Annotated in this window: 17 protein-coding genes and 1 pseudogene; 11 read left to right on the forward strand and 7 right to left on the reverse strand. The window is 66.1% G+C overall.

All coding sequences use genetic code 11. The features are described from left to right. The first annotated feature begins 25 nt into the window (after positions 1 to 25). Positions 26 to 742: a TMEM165/GDT1 family protein gene (locus ACIBJI_RS28020; RefSeq protein ID WP_397086621.1), complete on the forward strand. Its 717-nt coding sequence runs from the start codon at positions 26 to 28 to the stop codon at positions 740 to 742. A gap of 120 nt (positions 743 to 862) precedes the next feature. Here the strand turns inward: ACIBJI_RS28020 and ACIBJI_RS28025 are convergent, their stop codons facing one another. Beyond that, positions 863 to 1,537 (reverse strand): TetR/AcrR family transcriptional regulator, encoded by a 675-nt coding sequence (locus ACIBJI_RS28025; RefSeq protein ID WP_397086623.1) that lies wholly within the window; start codon positions 1,535 to 1,537, stop codon positions 863 to 865. 35 nt (positions 1,538 to 1,572) lie between these two features. Further along, positions 1,573 to 2,451 carry an SDR family NAD(P)-dependent oxidoreductase gene (locus ACIBJI_RS28030; RefSeq protein WP_364350962.1) on the reverse strand — a complete coding sequence of 293 codons (879 nt, stop codon included), beginning with the start codon at positions 2,449 to 2,451 and terminating at the stop codon, positions 1,573 to 1,575. 176 nt (positions 2,452 to 2,627) lie between these two features. On the opposite strand from ACIBJI_RS28030, the gene ACIBJI_RS28035 reads away from it, so the two are divergent. Further along, a complete protein-coding gene (locus ACIBJI_RS28035; protein ID WP_364350959.1) occupies positions 2,628 to 3,395 on the forward strand; it encodes an SDR family NAD(P)-dependent oxidoreductase in 768 nt (255 codons plus the stop codon). 121 nt (positions 3,396 to 3,516) lie between these two features. Here the strand turns inward: ACIBJI_RS28035 and ACIBJI_RS28040 are convergent, their stop codons facing one another. The 4 genes and pseudogenes from ACIBJI_RS28040 to ACIBJI_RS28055 all read right to left on the reverse strand — a co-directional run bounded on the left by ACIBJI_RS28040 (position 3,517) and on the right by ACIBJI_RS28055 (position 8,807). Beyond that, positions 3,517 to 4,335 carry a methyltransferase domain-containing protein gene (locus ACIBJI_RS28040; RefSeq protein ID WP_364350956.1) on the reverse strand — a complete coding sequence of 273 codons (819 nt, stop codon included), beginning with the start codon at positions 4,333 to 4,335 and terminating at the stop codon, positions 3,517 to 3,519. 91 nt (positions 4,336 to 4,426) lie between these two features. Beyond that, positions 4,427 to 4,932, reverse strand: a pseudogene (locus ACIBJI_RS28045) (GNAT family N-acetyltransferase). A gap of 225 nt (positions 4,933 to 5,157) precedes the next feature. After that, positions 5,158 to 7,113, reverse strand: coding sequence for a molecular chaperone HtpG (gene htpG / locus ACIBJI_RS28050; RefSeq protein ID WP_364350950.1), 1,956 nt, complete (start codon positions 7,111 to 7,113; stop codon positions 5,158 to 5,160). Beyond that, positions 7,110 to 8,807 carry a TM0106 family RecB-like putative nuclease gene (locus ACIBJI_RS28055; RefSeq protein ID WP_364351145.1) on the reverse strand — a complete coding sequence of 566 codons (1,698 nt, stop codon included), beginning with the start codon at positions 8,805 to 8,807 and terminating at the stop codon, positions 7,110 to 7,112. Before ACIBJI_RS28055 ends, htpG begins: the two co-directional genes overlap by 4 nt. A gap of 465 nt (positions 8,808 to 9,272) precedes the next feature. On the opposite strand from ACIBJI_RS28055, the gene ACIBJI_RS28060 reads away from it, so the two are divergent. The 9 genes from ACIBJI_RS28060 (at position 9,273) to rraA (ending at position 14,660) form a co-directional block, all read left to right on the forward strand. After that, entirely contained in the window at positions 9,273 to 9,923 is a 651-nt protein-coding gene (locus tag ACIBJI_RS28060; RefSeq protein ID WP_364350947.1) for a DUF6474 family protein, read from the forward strand. Between the two features lie 8 nt (positions 9,924 to 9,931). Continuing rightward, positions 9,932 to 10,471 carry a hypothetical protein gene (locus ACIBJI_RS28065; protein WP_364350944.1) on the forward strand — a complete coding sequence of 180 codons (540 nt, stop codon included), beginning with the start codon at positions 9,932 to 9,934 and terminating at the stop codon, positions 10,469 to 10,471. 42 nt (positions 10,472 to 10,513) lie between these two features. After that, entirely contained in the window at positions 10,514 to 11,173 is a 660-nt protein-coding gene (locus ACIBJI_RS28070; protein ID WP_364350941.1) for a YcnI family protein, read from the forward strand. Next, the gene (locus tag ACIBJI_RS28075; RefSeq protein ID WP_396958455.1) at positions 11,170 to 11,724 is read left to right on the forward strand and encodes a copper resistance protein CopC; all 555 of its coding nucleotides are present in this window, start codon (positions 11,170 to 11,172) and stop codon (positions 11,722 to 11,724) included. Before ACIBJI_RS28070 ends, ACIBJI_RS28075 begins: the two co-directional genes overlap by 4 nt. A 13-nt stretch (positions 11,725 to 11,737) precedes the next feature. Continuing rightward, the gene (locus ACIBJI_RS28080; protein WP_396958456.1) at positions 11,738 to 12,676 is read left to right on the forward strand and encodes a copper resistance D family protein; all 939 of its coding nucleotides are present in this window, start codon (positions 11,738 to 11,740) and stop codon (positions 12,674 to 12,676) included. A 57-nt stretch (positions 12,677 to 12,733) separates the two neighbouring features. After that, positions 12,734 to 13,192 carry an SRPBCC family protein gene (locus tag ACIBJI_RS28085; protein WP_357476007.1) on the forward strand — a complete coding sequence of 153 codons (459 nt, stop codon included), beginning with the start codon at positions 12,734 to 12,736 and terminating at the stop codon, positions 13,190 to 13,192. Between the two features lie 44 nt (positions 13,193 to 13,236). Further along, positions 13,237 to 13,617, forward strand: a complete 381-nt coding sequence (locus ACIBJI_RS28090; protein ID WP_364350937.1) for a DUF5313 family protein — start codon at positions 13,237 to 13,239, stop codon at positions 13,615 to 13,617. 63 nt (positions 13,618 to 13,680) lie between these two features. Continuing rightward, the gene (locus tag ACIBJI_RS28095) at positions 13,681 to 14,046 is read left to right on the forward strand and encodes a DUF5313 family protein (protein WP_364350934.1); all 366 of its coding nucleotides are present in this window, start codon (positions 13,681 to 13,683) and stop codon (positions 14,044 to 14,046) included. A 143-nt stretch (positions 14,047 to 14,189) separates the two neighbouring features. Further along, the gene (gene rraA / locus ACIBJI_RS28100; RefSeq protein WP_396958459.1) at positions 14,190 to 14,660 is read left to right on the forward strand and encodes a ribonuclease E activity regulator RraA; all 471 of its coding nucleotides are present in this window, start codon (positions 14,190 to 14,192) and stop codon (positions 14,658 to 14,660) included. Positions 14,661 to 14,670: 10 nt separating this feature from the next. Here the strand turns inward: rraA and ACIBJI_RS28105 are convergent, their stop codons facing one another. Beyond that, positions 14,671 to 14,892 (reverse strand): RNA-binding S4 domain-containing protein, encoded by a 222-nt coding sequence (locus ACIBJI_RS28105; RefSeq protein WP_364350931.1) that lies wholly within the window; start codon positions 14,890 to 14,892, stop codon positions 14,671 to 14,673. Positions 14,893 to 15,029 lie beyond the last annotated feature (137 nt).

The raw sequence follows: 15,029 nt of genomic DNA on the forward strand, positions 1-15,029 counted from the left end.
GCCGGAGCCCGGGAGTGCACACCACATGATCGCGACGATATTGCTGAGCGTCGGAATCGTCTTTCTCGCCGAATTGGGCGACAAGTCCCAACTGATGGCGTTGACGTTCGCGCTGCGCTACCGCTGGTGGGTGGTACTCGGCGGCATCGCGACCGCGAGTGCGGCGGTGCACCTGATCTCGGTCGGCGTCGGATACTTCCTCGGTGCCGCACTGCCCACCCGGGCCATCACCATGGTCGCCGCGCTGACCTTCCTGGCCGTCGGCCTGTGGACCCTGCGCGAACATTTCGGCAGTGCGGATGAACCGGCCGAACCCAAGCCGCCACGTTCGACAACCGCGCCGTTCCTCGTGGTCCTGTCCGCCTTCCTGCTCGCCGAACTCGGCGACCGGACCATGTTCGCCACCGCCGCTCTGGCCACAGATAACAGCTGGGTCGGCGTCTGGATCGGCTCCACCACCGGCATGGTCGCCGCCGATGCCCTCGCCATCGCCGCGGGCATCGTGGTCGGCAAACATCTCCCGGAACATGTCATCGGCATCTGCTCCGGCCTACTGTTCCTCTACTTCGGCACCGCCAGCCTGCTCGCCGCCACCCGCCCCGACCTCGGCATCCTCACCGGTGGCGCACTGGCCATCCTCGCCCCGACCGCCGCGGGCCTTGCCCTGCTGATTCGTTCGCGCCGCGCCCGGCGCGATTCGGAACCTGCCGCGGTAGCCGAACCCGCCGAAGAGATGCGCTGACCGATCGCGCTTCGAGCCCAGGCCGTTTCGGGCTGTCCAGAGAAGTCCCCGGCCTGACGCTGCTCGACCATTCGCCGTGGCCGGGCAGCCAGCCTCGAGCAGAAGTCCCATAACCGCCGCTCAAGCACGCACCTCGGACTGACGCAGCATTGCCTCGCCATAAAGATCACCGCTGCGGCGGACCAGGTCCAGTAGGGGTTCGCGGAGGGCTCGGAGGCCGGCGAGGTCGTCGACCGCTACGCGGGCGGTGACCATGGCGCTGATGGCGGCGGCGAGGGTTTGGCAGGCGAAGCGCTGTTGGTCGGTGCGGGCGTCGAGGACCTCGGCGATCATCGCGACGAAGGATTCCTGCAGTTGGGTGCGGCGGGCGACGGCCTTGGAGCCCACCGCGTAGACCTCGACCAGGTAGAGGCGGGCATATGCGGGTTCAGCGATCAGCCCGTCGAAGTAGGCCTCGAGGATTCGGCCCATCCGGTCGGGATCGGCCGGGTTTGTCGAATCCCGTGCATCGCCGCTGATCGCATTCGCGATATTCGAGATCAGCAATTCGACGGCCCACTCATAGGCGGCCTCGAAACAATCCTCTTTGGAACGGAACTGCTCGTAGAAGGTCTCCCGGGAAACCCCGGCCCGCTTGAGGATGGCCGCGACCGAGGTCCCGACGTATCCGTTCTCGACCATCGCCTCGGCCATCGCGCTCAAAATCCGCTCGCGCTGCGAGGCGATCACCTCCTCCCGCGGCAGGCCGTGTCGCCCCCTCGGGAGTTGGCGTGCGTGGCTGGCGGATTCGGTCATTCAGTGGCTCCGAGGGTCGGGCGGGCAATATCCGGCTACGCCGGTCGCTCCATTTTGCGGGGTCTGGCCGGTTGGTCGGTGGTGAAGGGCGCATCTTCGGTGCGCGCGATCTGCAACGCCCGCGCTACCCCGCGGCGCAGCGCGATATCGATGACGCGCTGCGCGACCGGCCGGAACGGCAACGCCACCGCTACCCACCAGGGCGATACCACCTGACGCTTGCGCCGGGCGATAGCACGCTCGACCGCATCGATCGCGGGGCCGAGTGGTGCGACTCCCGACACCGTGGACCGGCCGAGAATGGCTCGCGCGGCGGCGGTACCGAAGCCGCGCGCGGTCATATCGGTATCGAGTTCGGCGAAATACGCGACACCGACCTTCGCACCGGTATGCCTGACCTCGTGCCGCAACGTATTGCCGAGCGCCTCCACCCCGGCCTTGGAGGCGCTGTATGCCCCGACCAAAGGCAGATTCACCGCAGCCGCCAACGACGAAACGACCAGCGCATATCCGTTCGGATGACAGATGTGCGGTCCGGCGGCACGCAGCGTGTAGTAGACGCCCAGTACATTGACCGCCAGCGTCTCCTCGATGACCGCCGGATCCCCGCCGAGCAGGGCCAATTGTTTGGCGATCCCGGCATTGGCCACCACCACATCCAGCCCGCCGAGTTCGGTGACCAGCGTGCTCACCACCCGCTCCACCTGCCGGTGATCGGCGATATCGCAGTAGCGCCATGGTGCGTCCCCGCATTCGCGCGCCACCTCCGCGAGCAGATCCGCCTCCAGCCCGAGCAGCGCTACCTTCGCCCCTTTCGCGTGCAACTGCCGCGCCAGTGCGGCCCCGATGCCGCGCGCCGCGCCGGTGATCAGAATCCGGCGCCCGCTAATAGACGCGGCGGAAAACAGGTTCATACCAGCGACGATACCAGCCGCGAACACGTATGTTCGCAAATAATTTTCCGTTTATCCAGCAGTGTTATATAGGGCCGGCATCGGGTGCGAGGGAGCCGTGATCGGTTTCTCACATGCCACCGGTTAGGGTGCAATTGACGAAGGGCCAACTGGCTGTCACGAACGAGAGGACCATCGTGGAGATTTCGGGTTCCGCCGCCATCATCACCGGAGGCGCATCCGGCCTCGGCGCCGCCACTGCCAAGCGTTTCGCCGATCTGGGCGCAACCGTCTTCGGACTCGACGTACCCCAATCCATCGAGCGCGCCGGGGATAACGTGCCCGACGGCGTCACCCTGATCCCCGCCGACGTCACCAGCAACGACGAAGTTGCCGCCGCGGTCGCGCAGGTCGTCGAATCCGGTGCGCCGCTGCGCATCGTGGTCAACTGCGCCGGTGTCGGCTGGGCCGGGCGCATCCTGTCCAAGAACGGCCCGCACGACCTGGAGCTGTTCCGCACTGTCATCACCGTCAACCTGCTCGGCACCTTCAATGTGATGCGCCTGGCCGCCGACGCGATCGCCAAGACCGAGACGGTCGACGAATACGGCCAGCGCGGCGTGATCATCAACACCGCTTCGGTCGCCGCGTTCGAGGGCCAGATCGGTCAGATCGCGTACTCGGCCTCCAAGGGCGGCGTGCACGGCATGACCGTCCCGGCCGCGCGTGACCTGGCCCAGTTCGGCATCCGCGTGAACACCATCGCTCCCGGCATCATCGACACCCCGATGCTCGCCGGTGTCACCGAGGAATACCGCAAGGGTCTCGAGGCCGGTGTGCCGTTCCCGTCGCGCCTCGGCCGTCCGGACGAGTACGCGCAGCTGTCGCAGTACATCGTCGAGCACGATTACCTCAACGGCGAGACCATCCGCATGGACGGCGCGCTGCGCATGGCTCCCCGCTAAAGAGCCTGCGCTCGTCCGCCTCCCCGGATATTCAGGCCCATAGCAGTTGGGTGCCCAGATCGTCGATCGTAAGGCCGGCGGTCGGGCACCCATTCGGCTTTTGGGCGTACCCCCACCGGTCTCAGAGGGTCGGTTTGTGCCCGATGCCGAGGAATGCCGTGGTGGACAGGGGTTTGTTCGGGCGATAGTTGACGGCGAGATAGGCGCGCATGAGGGCGACGCGTTCGGCCCATACCTGCTCGCCGACGGTGCGGCGCATCAGCAGCAGTGGGGCACTGCTGCGCACCATGGTCTCCCACATCTCGTCGGAGTCGGCGAAACTCAGTGTGCTGGTGTGACGTTGGATACTCACCCCGGCGAAGCCCGCGGTGCGCATCTCGGTCGCGAAGACCTCCGGATTTTCCAGGTTGAGGAAGTTGGGTTGGGGTTCGGAGATGGTCGGGTCGGCGGCGGCGAAGGCGCCGAACATCATTCGCATCAGGGTCGATTCGGCCACCGGTGCCCAGCTCGACACAACGGCGGTGGCACCGGGACGCAGTACCCGGAACAATTCGGCGAAACCCTTCGCCCGATCCGGGAAGAACATCAGCCCGAACATCGAGAAACCGGCATCGAAGCTCGCGTCGTCGAACGGTAGCGCCTGCCCGTCCCCCACCCGCGCTTCGATATTGGTCAGCCCAGCGGCGCGTGCGTCCTCGGTGAGTCGCTGGATCATCGGCTCGGAGAAGTCGATGGCCGATACCCGCGCCACTCGCTCGGCGGCGGGCAGACTCAGCGTGCCCGGCCCCGCCGCGACATCGACCACCCGCGATTGCGCCGAAAGTCCAGCGAGTTCGAGGGCATATGCGGAGAAAGCCGCCATGATCGCGGGTCCGAATTCGGCATATCCGTCGGCGACGAGATCCCACGGTTCGGCGGCGGCAAGCGGGTTACCAGACATCAGCTGACGATCCTTTCGACCGTCCAAGGCTAACCGGGCGATACCCCCGGACCCTACCAACTTCGCCCGATCTCACTGTGCGCGAAGCAGATCAGATCTTGCGTTCGAAGGTGATCAGATGATGCCCTGGTCCGTTGTAGTCGCGCACCGGTCCGACGACCGTGAAGCCCAGATGCCGGTGGAAGCCGATCGACGCGTCATTGCCGGGCGAGGTGATCGCTTTCACGATATGGCGGTCATTCGCCCGGGCTATCGCGAAGAACGCTCATAGAGCTCGCGCGCGAGACCGCTCTTGCGAGACTGCGGATCGACGCCGACGAAGTGGATGTAGGCCTCATCGGATTCCGACGGCGAGAGGAACCCGATCAGAAAGCCCGCCAGCCAGTCGGTCGGTTCCCGCCGTCCGGCGCCGGGCACCTCGGCGACCAGGCTGGTCCGGTAGAAATGATCGAGGAACAATCTGGGCAGATGCGATAGCACCGAGCGCCCCCACCAGTCATCGATAACGGTGGCGATGGCGTCGTAGTCATCGGCACGTGCGGCCCGGATGACCGGTCCGTTCGCATTCGGCACGTTAGCTAGCCCGCCTCCCCGCATATTCAAGCCAGATCAAGTGCCACGATAGTCGCGTTGGCGCCCAGCGGTGAATCGGTGCAGGGCTTAGCCCGTCCCCGATGAGTTACCCCCATGTGCCATGGAAATCAGTTGTCTCGTCCGACAACCTGGCGGGTCGTCGCAGACCTAGGGAGCGGCTCACACAGGTTGGGAACCTATGTGAGCCGCTCACTGGTTATGTCTCCCCCATTCCTGGCAGATCGACCTTCAGAGCGTGCGGGTCAGGCGCTCGGTGAGGATCTGGGCGAAGCGGGCCGGATCCTCGAGTTCCCCACCCTCGGCGAGAACCGCTGTGCCGTAGAGCAATTCGGCGGTCTCGGTGAGTTCGGGCACCTTACCCGCGTCGGCGTCGTCCTTGCGGGTGTCATAGGCGTCGCGCAGGCCGGTGACCAACGGGTGGGTCGGGTTGAGCTCGAGGATTCGCTTGGACGCGGGCACCAGCTGACCAGAGGCCCGGTACATGCGCTCCAGCATCGGGGTGAAGTCGAAGACATCACCGACGAGGCAGGCCGGCGAGGTGGTGAGCCGGTTGGTCAGGCGCACCTCCTTGACGTTGTCCAGGGTCTTGCCGAGCCAGCCGAGCACTTCGGCGAAGTCCTTGTCCTGCTGTTCGCGCAGCGATTCGGTGGCCTTCTTCTCCTCCTCGGTCTCCAGATCGACTTCGCCCTTGGCAATGGACTGCAAGGGCTTGCCGTCGAATTCGGTGACCGAACCGACCCACATCTCGTCGACCGGATCGGTCAGGATCAGCACCTCGCGGCCCTTGGCTTTGAAGGCCTCCATATGCGGGGAGCTTTCGACCTGCTGACGGGTCTCGCCGGTCATGTAGTAGATGGCGTCCTGACCGTCCTTCATCCGCTCCACGTAGGCGGCGAGGGAGGTCAGTTCTTCCTCGGAGTTGGTCGAAGCGAACGAGGAAACCTGCAGCAGCGTCTCGCGGTTGTCGAAGTCCGAGAGCAGGCCCTCCTTGAGGACGCGCCCGAACTCCTTCCAGAACGTCTGGTACTTCTCCTGATCTTCCGCACCCTGCAGTTCCTTGACCGTCGAGAGCACCTTCTTCACCAGGCGCTTGCGGATCATCTGGATCTGCCGGTCCTGCTGCAGGATCTCGCGGGAGACATTGAGCGACAGATCCTGCGCGTCCACCACCCCCTTGACGAAACGCAGGTATTCCGGCATCAGCTCTTCGCAGTTGTCCATGATGAACACCCGCTTGACGTAGAGCTGCACGCCGCGCTTGTGCTCGCGGGTGAACAGATCGAAGGGCGCGTGCGAGGGAACGAACAGCAGCGCCTGGTACTCGAAGGTGCCCTCGGCCTTCATCGGGATGATCTCCAGCGGATCGTCCCAGCCGTGGCTGACGTGCTTGTAGAACTCCTTGTACTCCTCGTCGCTGACCTCGCTCTTCGGGCGCGTCCACAGCGCCTTCATGGAGTTGAGGGTCTGCTCCTCGAGAATCGTCTTCTCGGTCTTCTCCTCACCCTCACCCTCGGTGACGGTCCGCTCGACCTGCATGCGGATCGGCCAGGCGATGAAGTCGGAGTACTTCTTGACGATCTCGCGGAGCTTCCACTCCAGGGTGTAGTCGAAGAGATGGTCCTCCTCGTCCGGGGTCTTGAGATGCAGCGATACGGTGGTGCCCTGCGGGGCCTCGTCGAGGGTTTCGATGGTGTAGGTCGAGCTGCCCGCGGCCGACTCCCAGCGGGTGCCCTCGGTCTCGCCCGCCTTGCGGGTGGTCAGGGTGACCTTGTCGGCGACCATGAAGGTCGAATAGAAGCCGATGCCGAACTGGCCGATCAGCTCCTCGGCGGCCGCCTCGGATTTGGCCTCGTTCAGCTTCTTACGCAGCTCCGCGGTGCCGGATTTGGCGAGTGTGCCGATCAGATCGACCACCTCGGCGCGGGACATGCCGATACCGTTATCCCTGACCGTCAGGATCCGATTGTCCTTGTCGACCGCCAGCTCGATATGCAGATCGGCGGTATCGACGTGCAGATCCTTATCGCGGAAGGACTCCAGCCGCAGCTTGTCCAGCGCGTCGGAGGCGTTCGAGATCAGCTCCCGCAGGAACGTGTCCTTGTTGGAGTAGACCGAATGGATCATCAGCTCGAGGAGCTGATGGGTTTCTGCCTGGAACTCGAGTTGTTCGACGTGCTCTGTCACGTCGCGATGGTACCGCCGCGCCTATCCGACATCGCCGACATCTGCCCGAAGTCGGCCAAGCCGGGTACCTCGACGTCGGCGCGATGGGGATCATCGGAGCGCGTAGGGCGTGGATGCATCCATTCGCGCAGCACCATGGTGGCCCGCACATCGTCCTCGTTGTACTCGAGCAGCCGGGTGCGCTGACCATGATCGGGTTCGCCCTCGTAGCCGACGGCCAGCCGATACCAGCTCATCGACGCCTCCCCGCCCGCCTCCGGATCGCGCCAGGAGAAGCCGGCCACCGGCGCGATCTTCTTGAGTCCCTTGCCGTTCGGGCAGATGAACTGATCGGAGACGGCCTGGAACATATCCACCCACTGTGGTCCGTCGACGAAGGCGCGCACCTGCTCGACCGTCGGCACCCCGGGCCGACCCGCGAACCGGCGCGCCGATTCGTAGAGCCATTTGTCCTCTGCGGTGCGCGAATAGCAGTACGCGGCAAAGGTTTTCCCGGCCGCGATGGCCTCGGCGCGGACGGTCATCAGCCAGGTCCAGAATTCGCCGAAGGAGCGGCCCTCATCCTCGGTGGGCAGCGGATCCCAGGTGACGAACGGGCGGTACACGCCGTCGAGCAGCGTGCCCCACAGGTATGCGCCGTACTCCTGGAAGCTCTCCAGATCGACATCCACCTCGACATCGGCCCGGCGCACCCAGACCCGCTCGACCCGGCGCACCAGCGGTGCACCCGCGAGCCAGGCACGTGCGGTCACCACGGCCTCATCGAAGGGGCCGTGCTGCCAGTCCTCCGGATCGTCGCCGACCCAGGCGGCCAGATCGTCGATGGTCTCGACGCCGTGGCCGCGCAACACCTCGGCGCGGGAACCGGGCGCGACCAGGCTCACGTCCCGATGTTCGGTCAGCCAGCCCTCACAGCTCTGACCCGCGACCCGCGCCTCATCGGCGGGTGCTTTGCGCGTCCACCACGGGCACTGGCGGCATTCGGGCACCTTCGACGGAACCGTCGGCAATTCCCCGCGCACCACCGCGATTCGATCGGCATAGCGCCGGTCGTAATCGGCGAGCAGCGGGCCGAGATCGTGCACCAGGATGCGGTCGAAGTGGTAGCCGATCACGCCGCCGACCAGCGCCGGACTGGCCAGACCGTGCCGCTGCAGCATCCGGTACAGATGCGCGAGCCGCTGTTGATCGCGGGGCTGCGGGCGCAGTTTGCGATGCGGGTCCGGTTGCGGATCCCAGTGATACGGGTCCGAGGTGGTGGGGTGGAAATCGGCCGGTTCGGGTTGCCGCGGATCGGTGACCTTGTGATTGACCACGATCACCGGGATGTAGCCGCCGCGATCACGGTCACGCAGCAGGATTTCCGAGCCGCCGCGGCGGCCGGTATCCGGCTCCTGCGGCAGCAGTCCGCCCCAGATGTGTTGCGCGCCTTCGGCACACGCGCGCATGGTGGCCGCGGCCCGCTCCCCGGCGCGTAACGTCGGATCGATCACCACCCAGTTGTCCGGATCCGCGGCGATCAGCGCTTCACGCACCCTGGCGCGATGCGCGGTCGCGGCCTCCCGGCGCTGACGGACCCCGGCATCCTCGATCACCCCGGTCAGCAGGTCCGGATTGGCGGCGTTCAAATGCAAGCGGTGCCGACACCCGATCAACGCTCTGGCATCGACGAATGCGGTCGGCTCGGCGGGCATCGGCGCAGTATTCAACTCGGTCTGCCGCTCGTCGGCTACGCCTTCGTGATTGCGACCCTCGCGGTCACCGCTGCCCGAATACACATACGCAGTATGGTCCAGACCCCTGACAACTCTGTGATCGCATGACGTGGTCGGCCCCCGAGTCGCACAGCAGCCATTGAGTCGCGTGGTACACCGGTGAGCGGCGTGGTAGACCTGTGCCCGGTAGACGAGCAGCGAGATGATTCAATATCAACGCAGCCCGTTCGGAATCAACGCAGCCCGTTCGGAGCGAGTCTTACGAGCGACGTTCGCGGCCCGTCTCGCGGTCGAGCGGTCGAAGCGCACGCGACGAAGTCGCGAGTCTCGACCGCGCCGCTAGCGACTGCTTGCAGGTCGCTCGAAAGGGTCGGCCGCGAGACACCGGGGGACCGCGAACACGCCGGGCCGCAGGCGCGGCAAATTCGACACAGGAGGGCCTCGATGGGGTTGTTCACGAAGCGCAAGCGGCGGCCGAGCCGCAGGGCCGAGGCGAAGGCCCTCAAGCACAAGGCCGCCATGGAGGCGAAACTCGGCGCCAGGAACGACCGCAAGGCCCGCCGCGCGGAGGCCCGCACCCAGAGCAAGGTCGCCAAGGCGCAGATCGCCGCATTGCAGGCAGAGGAGAAGGCAGCACTCAAGGTGGCGGCCAAGGCCGAGCGGGATCCGTTCACCGCGAGCCAGGTCCGCAAGTACCTCGGTGTGGCTCGGGTGCTGGTGCCCGTACTCGCACCGCTGGCCTACCGTGCCGCGACCTATATCCGCGGCCGGATCGATACCCGTCGGGCGCATCAGCTCGGCATCGGCGTCGAACAGCTCGGTGACTTCAGCGGTCACGGCGGTCGACTGCAGGCGCGGATCTCCAATACCGAAGCCGCCCTCGACAAGATCGGCACGCAGTCCAGCGACAAGGCGGGCAAGGGCGAGACCCAGAAATTCGTCGCCGCCACCCAGGATCGACTCGGCAATCTGACCGCCGCGATTCGGACCGCGGAACAGATGCCCGCGCCGCGCCGTCGCGCCGTACACGCGTCGATTTCGAGCGAGCTGTCCGGTATCGAGGCGGATGTCTTGGCGCGCCTCGGCGTCAGCTGATCCACCCGATGTCTCCCGGCCAGCCCTCCGGCAGCCCGCGTGGCTGTCTGGTCGGCGGCACAGTCGGTGCGCTCGCCATCGCCGCACACGGTGCGGCGGGTGGTGGATTTCCGGATTCGGCCGAATCCGCACTGCTGCTGCTTGTTTCGGCGTTGACGGGTTGGGCCGCGGGGCGACTGTGGCAGGGCACCGACGGCCGTTGGGCCGTACTCGGTCCGCTCGCGCTCGGACAGCTCGCCGGGCATGCGGTGCTCTCCGGGCTGATCGACCACACCCACACCCACGCCGCCGCACCGCAAGTCGACCGGTATCTGCCCACCGGCTGGATGTTGTTGGCGCACTCGAGCGCAACGCTCGGCTGCGTCGCGCTGATCCTGATGGCCGAGCGGCTCTACGGGATGGCATCCAGCGTCATTCGCGCGGTTTCCGCCACCGGATCACCGCTCGTGCTCACCCGCCCGGTTCGCTGGTCCGATCCAGTTCCGCGGCCCTACCGCTTTCATCCGAACGGCGCGATCGGTCCGCGCGCGCCTCCGGTGTCGGCCTGATCCGCCACACCCAAACCCCTTCGGACAGAAAGCACTTCACCCATGCGTACGCAGATCACGCGCGCCTGCACGGCCGTGGCCGCCGCCGGTTTCGTTCTCCTCGCGGGCGGCACCGCCTCCGCACACGTCACCGCCGACGCACCCGGCGCGACGCAGGGCGACTACTCGGTGATCACCTTCAAGGTGCCGACCGAATCGGAGACCGCGAACACCACGGCCCTCACCGTCGCCCTGCCCAATCTCAAGAGCGCCCGCACCGAACCCATTCCGGGTTGGAACTCCAAGGTCGACCGCAATGACAAGGCCGAGGCCACCTCGGTCACCTGGACCGCTGATCCCGGCACGCCCGGTGTGCGCCCCGGCCAGTTCCAGCGCTTCGTCCTCTCGGTCGGACCGCTGCCGACCCAGAACGAGGTCAGCTTCCCGGCAACTCAGACCTACAGCGACGGCAAGGTCGTCAAGTGGGATCAGCCCATGGGCGCGGACGGTTCCGAACCCGAACATCCGGCACCGACGCTGACCCTCGCGGCGGCCACCGGCGACGGCCATGACGGCCACCACGTCGGCAGTTCGGCCGCCGCCTCCGAGCAATCGAAGGACACCGACAACACCGCGCGCTGGCTCGGCGGCATCGGTCTCGCACTCGGCCTGCTCGGCGTCGCGCTCGGTCTCGGCAATGTGATCCGCGGACGCCGGGCATGAGTGGCACCGCCCTGCGTCGCATGGTCGGCGGGTTGGTCGCGGGGGTGCTCTTTCTCGGCATGGGCGCGCTCGCGGCTGGAACGGCGGCGGCCCATTCCACGCCGGTCAGCAGCGTGCCCGCCGACGGCGCGAGTATCGAAACCGGTCCGGAGCGGGTGAGCATCACCTTCAACGAACCACTGCAGGAAGGCTTTCCAGCACTCACCGTGGTGGGGCCGGACGGGAATCTGTGGTCCAAGGGCGACCCGAAGGTGGACGGCCCGACCGTGAGCGTCGCCGTCGGCGAACTCGGCCCGACCGGCGTCTACAAGATCGGCTACCGAGTCACCTCCGCCGACGGCCACCCGGTCAAGGGTGAGCGGACCTTCACCCTCACCAAGGCGGGCAACGGAACCCCGGGCCCGAAGGCCAACGCCCAGAACAACTCCGGCGGAGGTGGCGATTCCGACGGAATTCCGCTGTGGGTCTTCATCATCGGCGCGGTCGTCCTGTTCGGCGGTGGGCTGGCATTCGCCCTGTTCGGCGGCAGGAGCCGCAAATCGCAGCGGTGAGAAGAGCACGCGGGTGAACAAGGTGCAGCCGACGACCGGTGGCGGAAACGCGCAAGCTCTGCTGCTGGTCGTCCCGGCCGGGCTGCTGGGGGTGGCGCTCGCGCTGATCCTGGCCGTCCCGGCCCCCGCACAGTCCGAGAGCATCGTCCGGGTGCTGGCGGACTGCACCGGGGCGACCGTGCTCGGGCTGGCCGCACTGCCCCGGCTGCACGATCGGCTGCGGCCACCGTGGCGGGTGCTCGCGGTACTGGCCGGGATCTGGTGTGTCACCGAATTCATGGTGCTCGTCTTCGAGGCGGCGGCCGTCGTCGGAGTGCCCGTCGGCACGCTCAGCGCTAGGCAGTTCGGCAATTTCCTGGTGGAGATCAGCGCCGGTCAGGTCGGCATCGCGGTACTGATCGGCAGTGGTGCGGTCGCCTGCTATTCGGCGATCGCGTTCCGACGACCGGAAACCGCATCGGCGGATCTGGTGTTGGTCTTCACCGCAGTGGCGTTAGCGCTGCGGCCGATCACCGGGCATATGTCACAGCAGCCGTTCGGCTCGGTGCTCGCGGCGGTGCACGCGCTGGCGGCGGCGTCCTGGTTCGGGCTGTTGGTCGCGCTGGCACTGGTAGTGCGCGCCCGGGGTGAGTGGGCGGTGACGCTGCCCCGGTATTCGGCGGTGGCGCTGCCGCTGGTCGGCATCGTCACGGTCACCGGCCTGGTCAACGGGTTGGTGCGGGTCGGCGGGATCGCCCCGTTCGTGACGACCGGCTACGGCCGCATTCTGCTGGCGAAAACCCTTGTGCTGGTTGGATTACTGGCGCTGGGCTGGTGGTGGCGACGGAGCTGGGTACCGCAGGCGACGGGACATCGAATGCCTGCGGAATCCTCACTGCGTCGGGCGATCATCGAGGTGGCGGTGATGTCCGTGGCCTTCGGACTGGCGGCTACCCTGGCGGTCACCGCTTGACGCTTGCAAATGCAAGCACCTGCTGCCGGGCCGATAGCAACCCGTTACAGTTGTGCCATGACCGAGGTGAAGATCATCGAAGACTGTGCGGCATCGGCCGAAACAGCCTTCGCGTATGTCAACGACTACCGGAATCTGTCGCGTTTCATCACCGAGGTACAGGACTTCACACCGATCACCGAGCAGGTCGAGGGTGTCGGAGCGACCTTCGACGGCACCATCAAACTCGGTCCCGCCGCGCTGCATTCGCGCCTGCAGGTCGTGCGGTGGGAGGAGAACTACGCGATCGCGGTGAAGTCGATCAAGGGTTTCGAGATCGAATCCACCTTCCTGTTCCACGCCAAGGGGACCGACAGTTGCACGGTCGACGCGATCGTCGACTATCGCGTGCCGGGCGGGATCGCGGGCAAGGTGCTCGGCAAGACCATCGAGCCGTTCGTGAAGCTCGCCGTCAAACACTCCACACACAACCTGACCACCCAGATCGCCGAATTCCACGCCAGCAGGCAGGGCTAGCCAGAACTTGTCCGAGCCGGTCCGCCCGGAGGATGCTTGGCACTATGGTCGACCGAACGACACCAACATTCGCGCAGCGCATCGCCTACATCTGCGGGCGCACGCTGCCGGAGTCGATGTCGGCGTGGGTGCTCGAGGATCTGACCGGCCCCGGTGCGGCACGTCGCTATCTGATGCGCTTCCTCATCCCGATGATTCCGGTACTGAGCCTGTTCCTGCTGGTACCCGGACCGAAATGGATGGGCCTGGCGATGATGGCCCTGCTGTATCTGCCGCTGATCTATTTCACCGCGGCGCTGATGTATGTGTATCGCAGGGCGCGTCTGGTCAAGCACGGCCTCGATCCAGCGCTGGCCGACGCCGCGTCCAGCAAGCGCGCGGAGACCGAGCGGCGGGCCTACGAACGCCGCCACGGTCGCGCTTGATTCCGGCTGCCGAATATTCGCCGAACCTGGCGATGACGCATCTCACAGGCATAGCCTGAACATATGAAACGCCCCACGATAGGCCAGCGGATCTCTTACGATCTCGGCCGCGAGCTCCCCGAGGAGCTGCACGAGTGGGTCATCCACGACCTCGTCGGGCACGGGGCCGAGGTGCGCTATCTCGTCCGGTTCATCGTTCCATTCATCCCGCTCTTGCTGGTCCCGCTGCTGTTCCCCGGGCCGATCGCATTGAAGATCGGCGTGATCATCATGATGGTCGTGCCGCTGGTCGTGTTCACTGTGGCGCGCAGCTATGTCTGGCGCCGCTACCGGATGAGGCAGCACGGCCTCGACCCGCAATGGATCAACCACAACAAGATGCGCGAAACCGAGCGAATCAAGTACCAGATGCATTACGGGCATCGCTAGCGACCGGGTTTGCAGCGGGCGCGCCGGTGAATGCCGACCATCGTCACCCACTCGACCACGACGGAGCGAGTCTTACGAGCGACCGTTCGCAGACACCAGGGGGCCGCGAACACGCCGCGCCGAAGGCGCGGCAGAATGTCACAGTGGACACCATTGCTACCGCGGACCTCGCCGACGAGATCGGCCCCGAAATCCGTAGCTGCGATACGCAGTTCATCCAGTTCGGTGGGCGCGCGGAGTTCTCCGGGCGCATCACCACGATCCGCTGCTTCCAAGACAACCTGCTGGTCAAGCAAACGCTGAGCGAGCCGGGCAACGGCGGCGTGCTAGTCGTCGACGGCGGCGCCAGCGTGCACACCGCACTGGTCGGCGACATCATCGCCGGACGCGGTGTGGCCAACGGCTGGTCCGGCGTCATCGTCAACGGTGCGGTGCGCGACTCGGCCATCCTGCGCACGCTCGATATCGGCATCAAGGCACTCGGCACCAATCCGCGCAAGAGCACCCAGACCGGCTCCGGCGAGCGCGATATCCCGGTCGAATTCGGCGGTGTGACGTTCGTGCCCGGCCATATGCTCTACAGCGACCACGACGGCATCGTGGTCCGTGCTTGAGCCCGAGCGACTAGACCGCTGCCACCCTGGCCTTATGACCGGCGATGGCCACAATGTCGCCGATATGCAATTGCCGTCCGCGACGCAGTTCCACCTCCTCGTTCACCCGTACCAGACCCGCGGCGATCACGGTCTTGGCCTCCGATCCGGAATCGATCAGATTGGCCAGCTTGAGGAACTGACCGAGTCGAATGACGTCGTCATCGATTGGTACATCGACTGCATCGGACATGGGATACATCCTTACTCCGTTGCCGTCGAACCGGAAATCCAACCCCCCGCCCACACGACCCGACACTCATGAATGACTCGCCGATAACCGACATGCCCGGGTGGTCTTCGAGCACCACTACCGCGGCACCGTACACA

It is taken from the genome of Nocardia sp. NPDC050408, assembly GCF_044458905.1.
Classification (GTDB): Bacteria; Actinomycetota; Actinomycetes; order Mycobacteriales; family Mycobacteriaceae; genus Nocardia.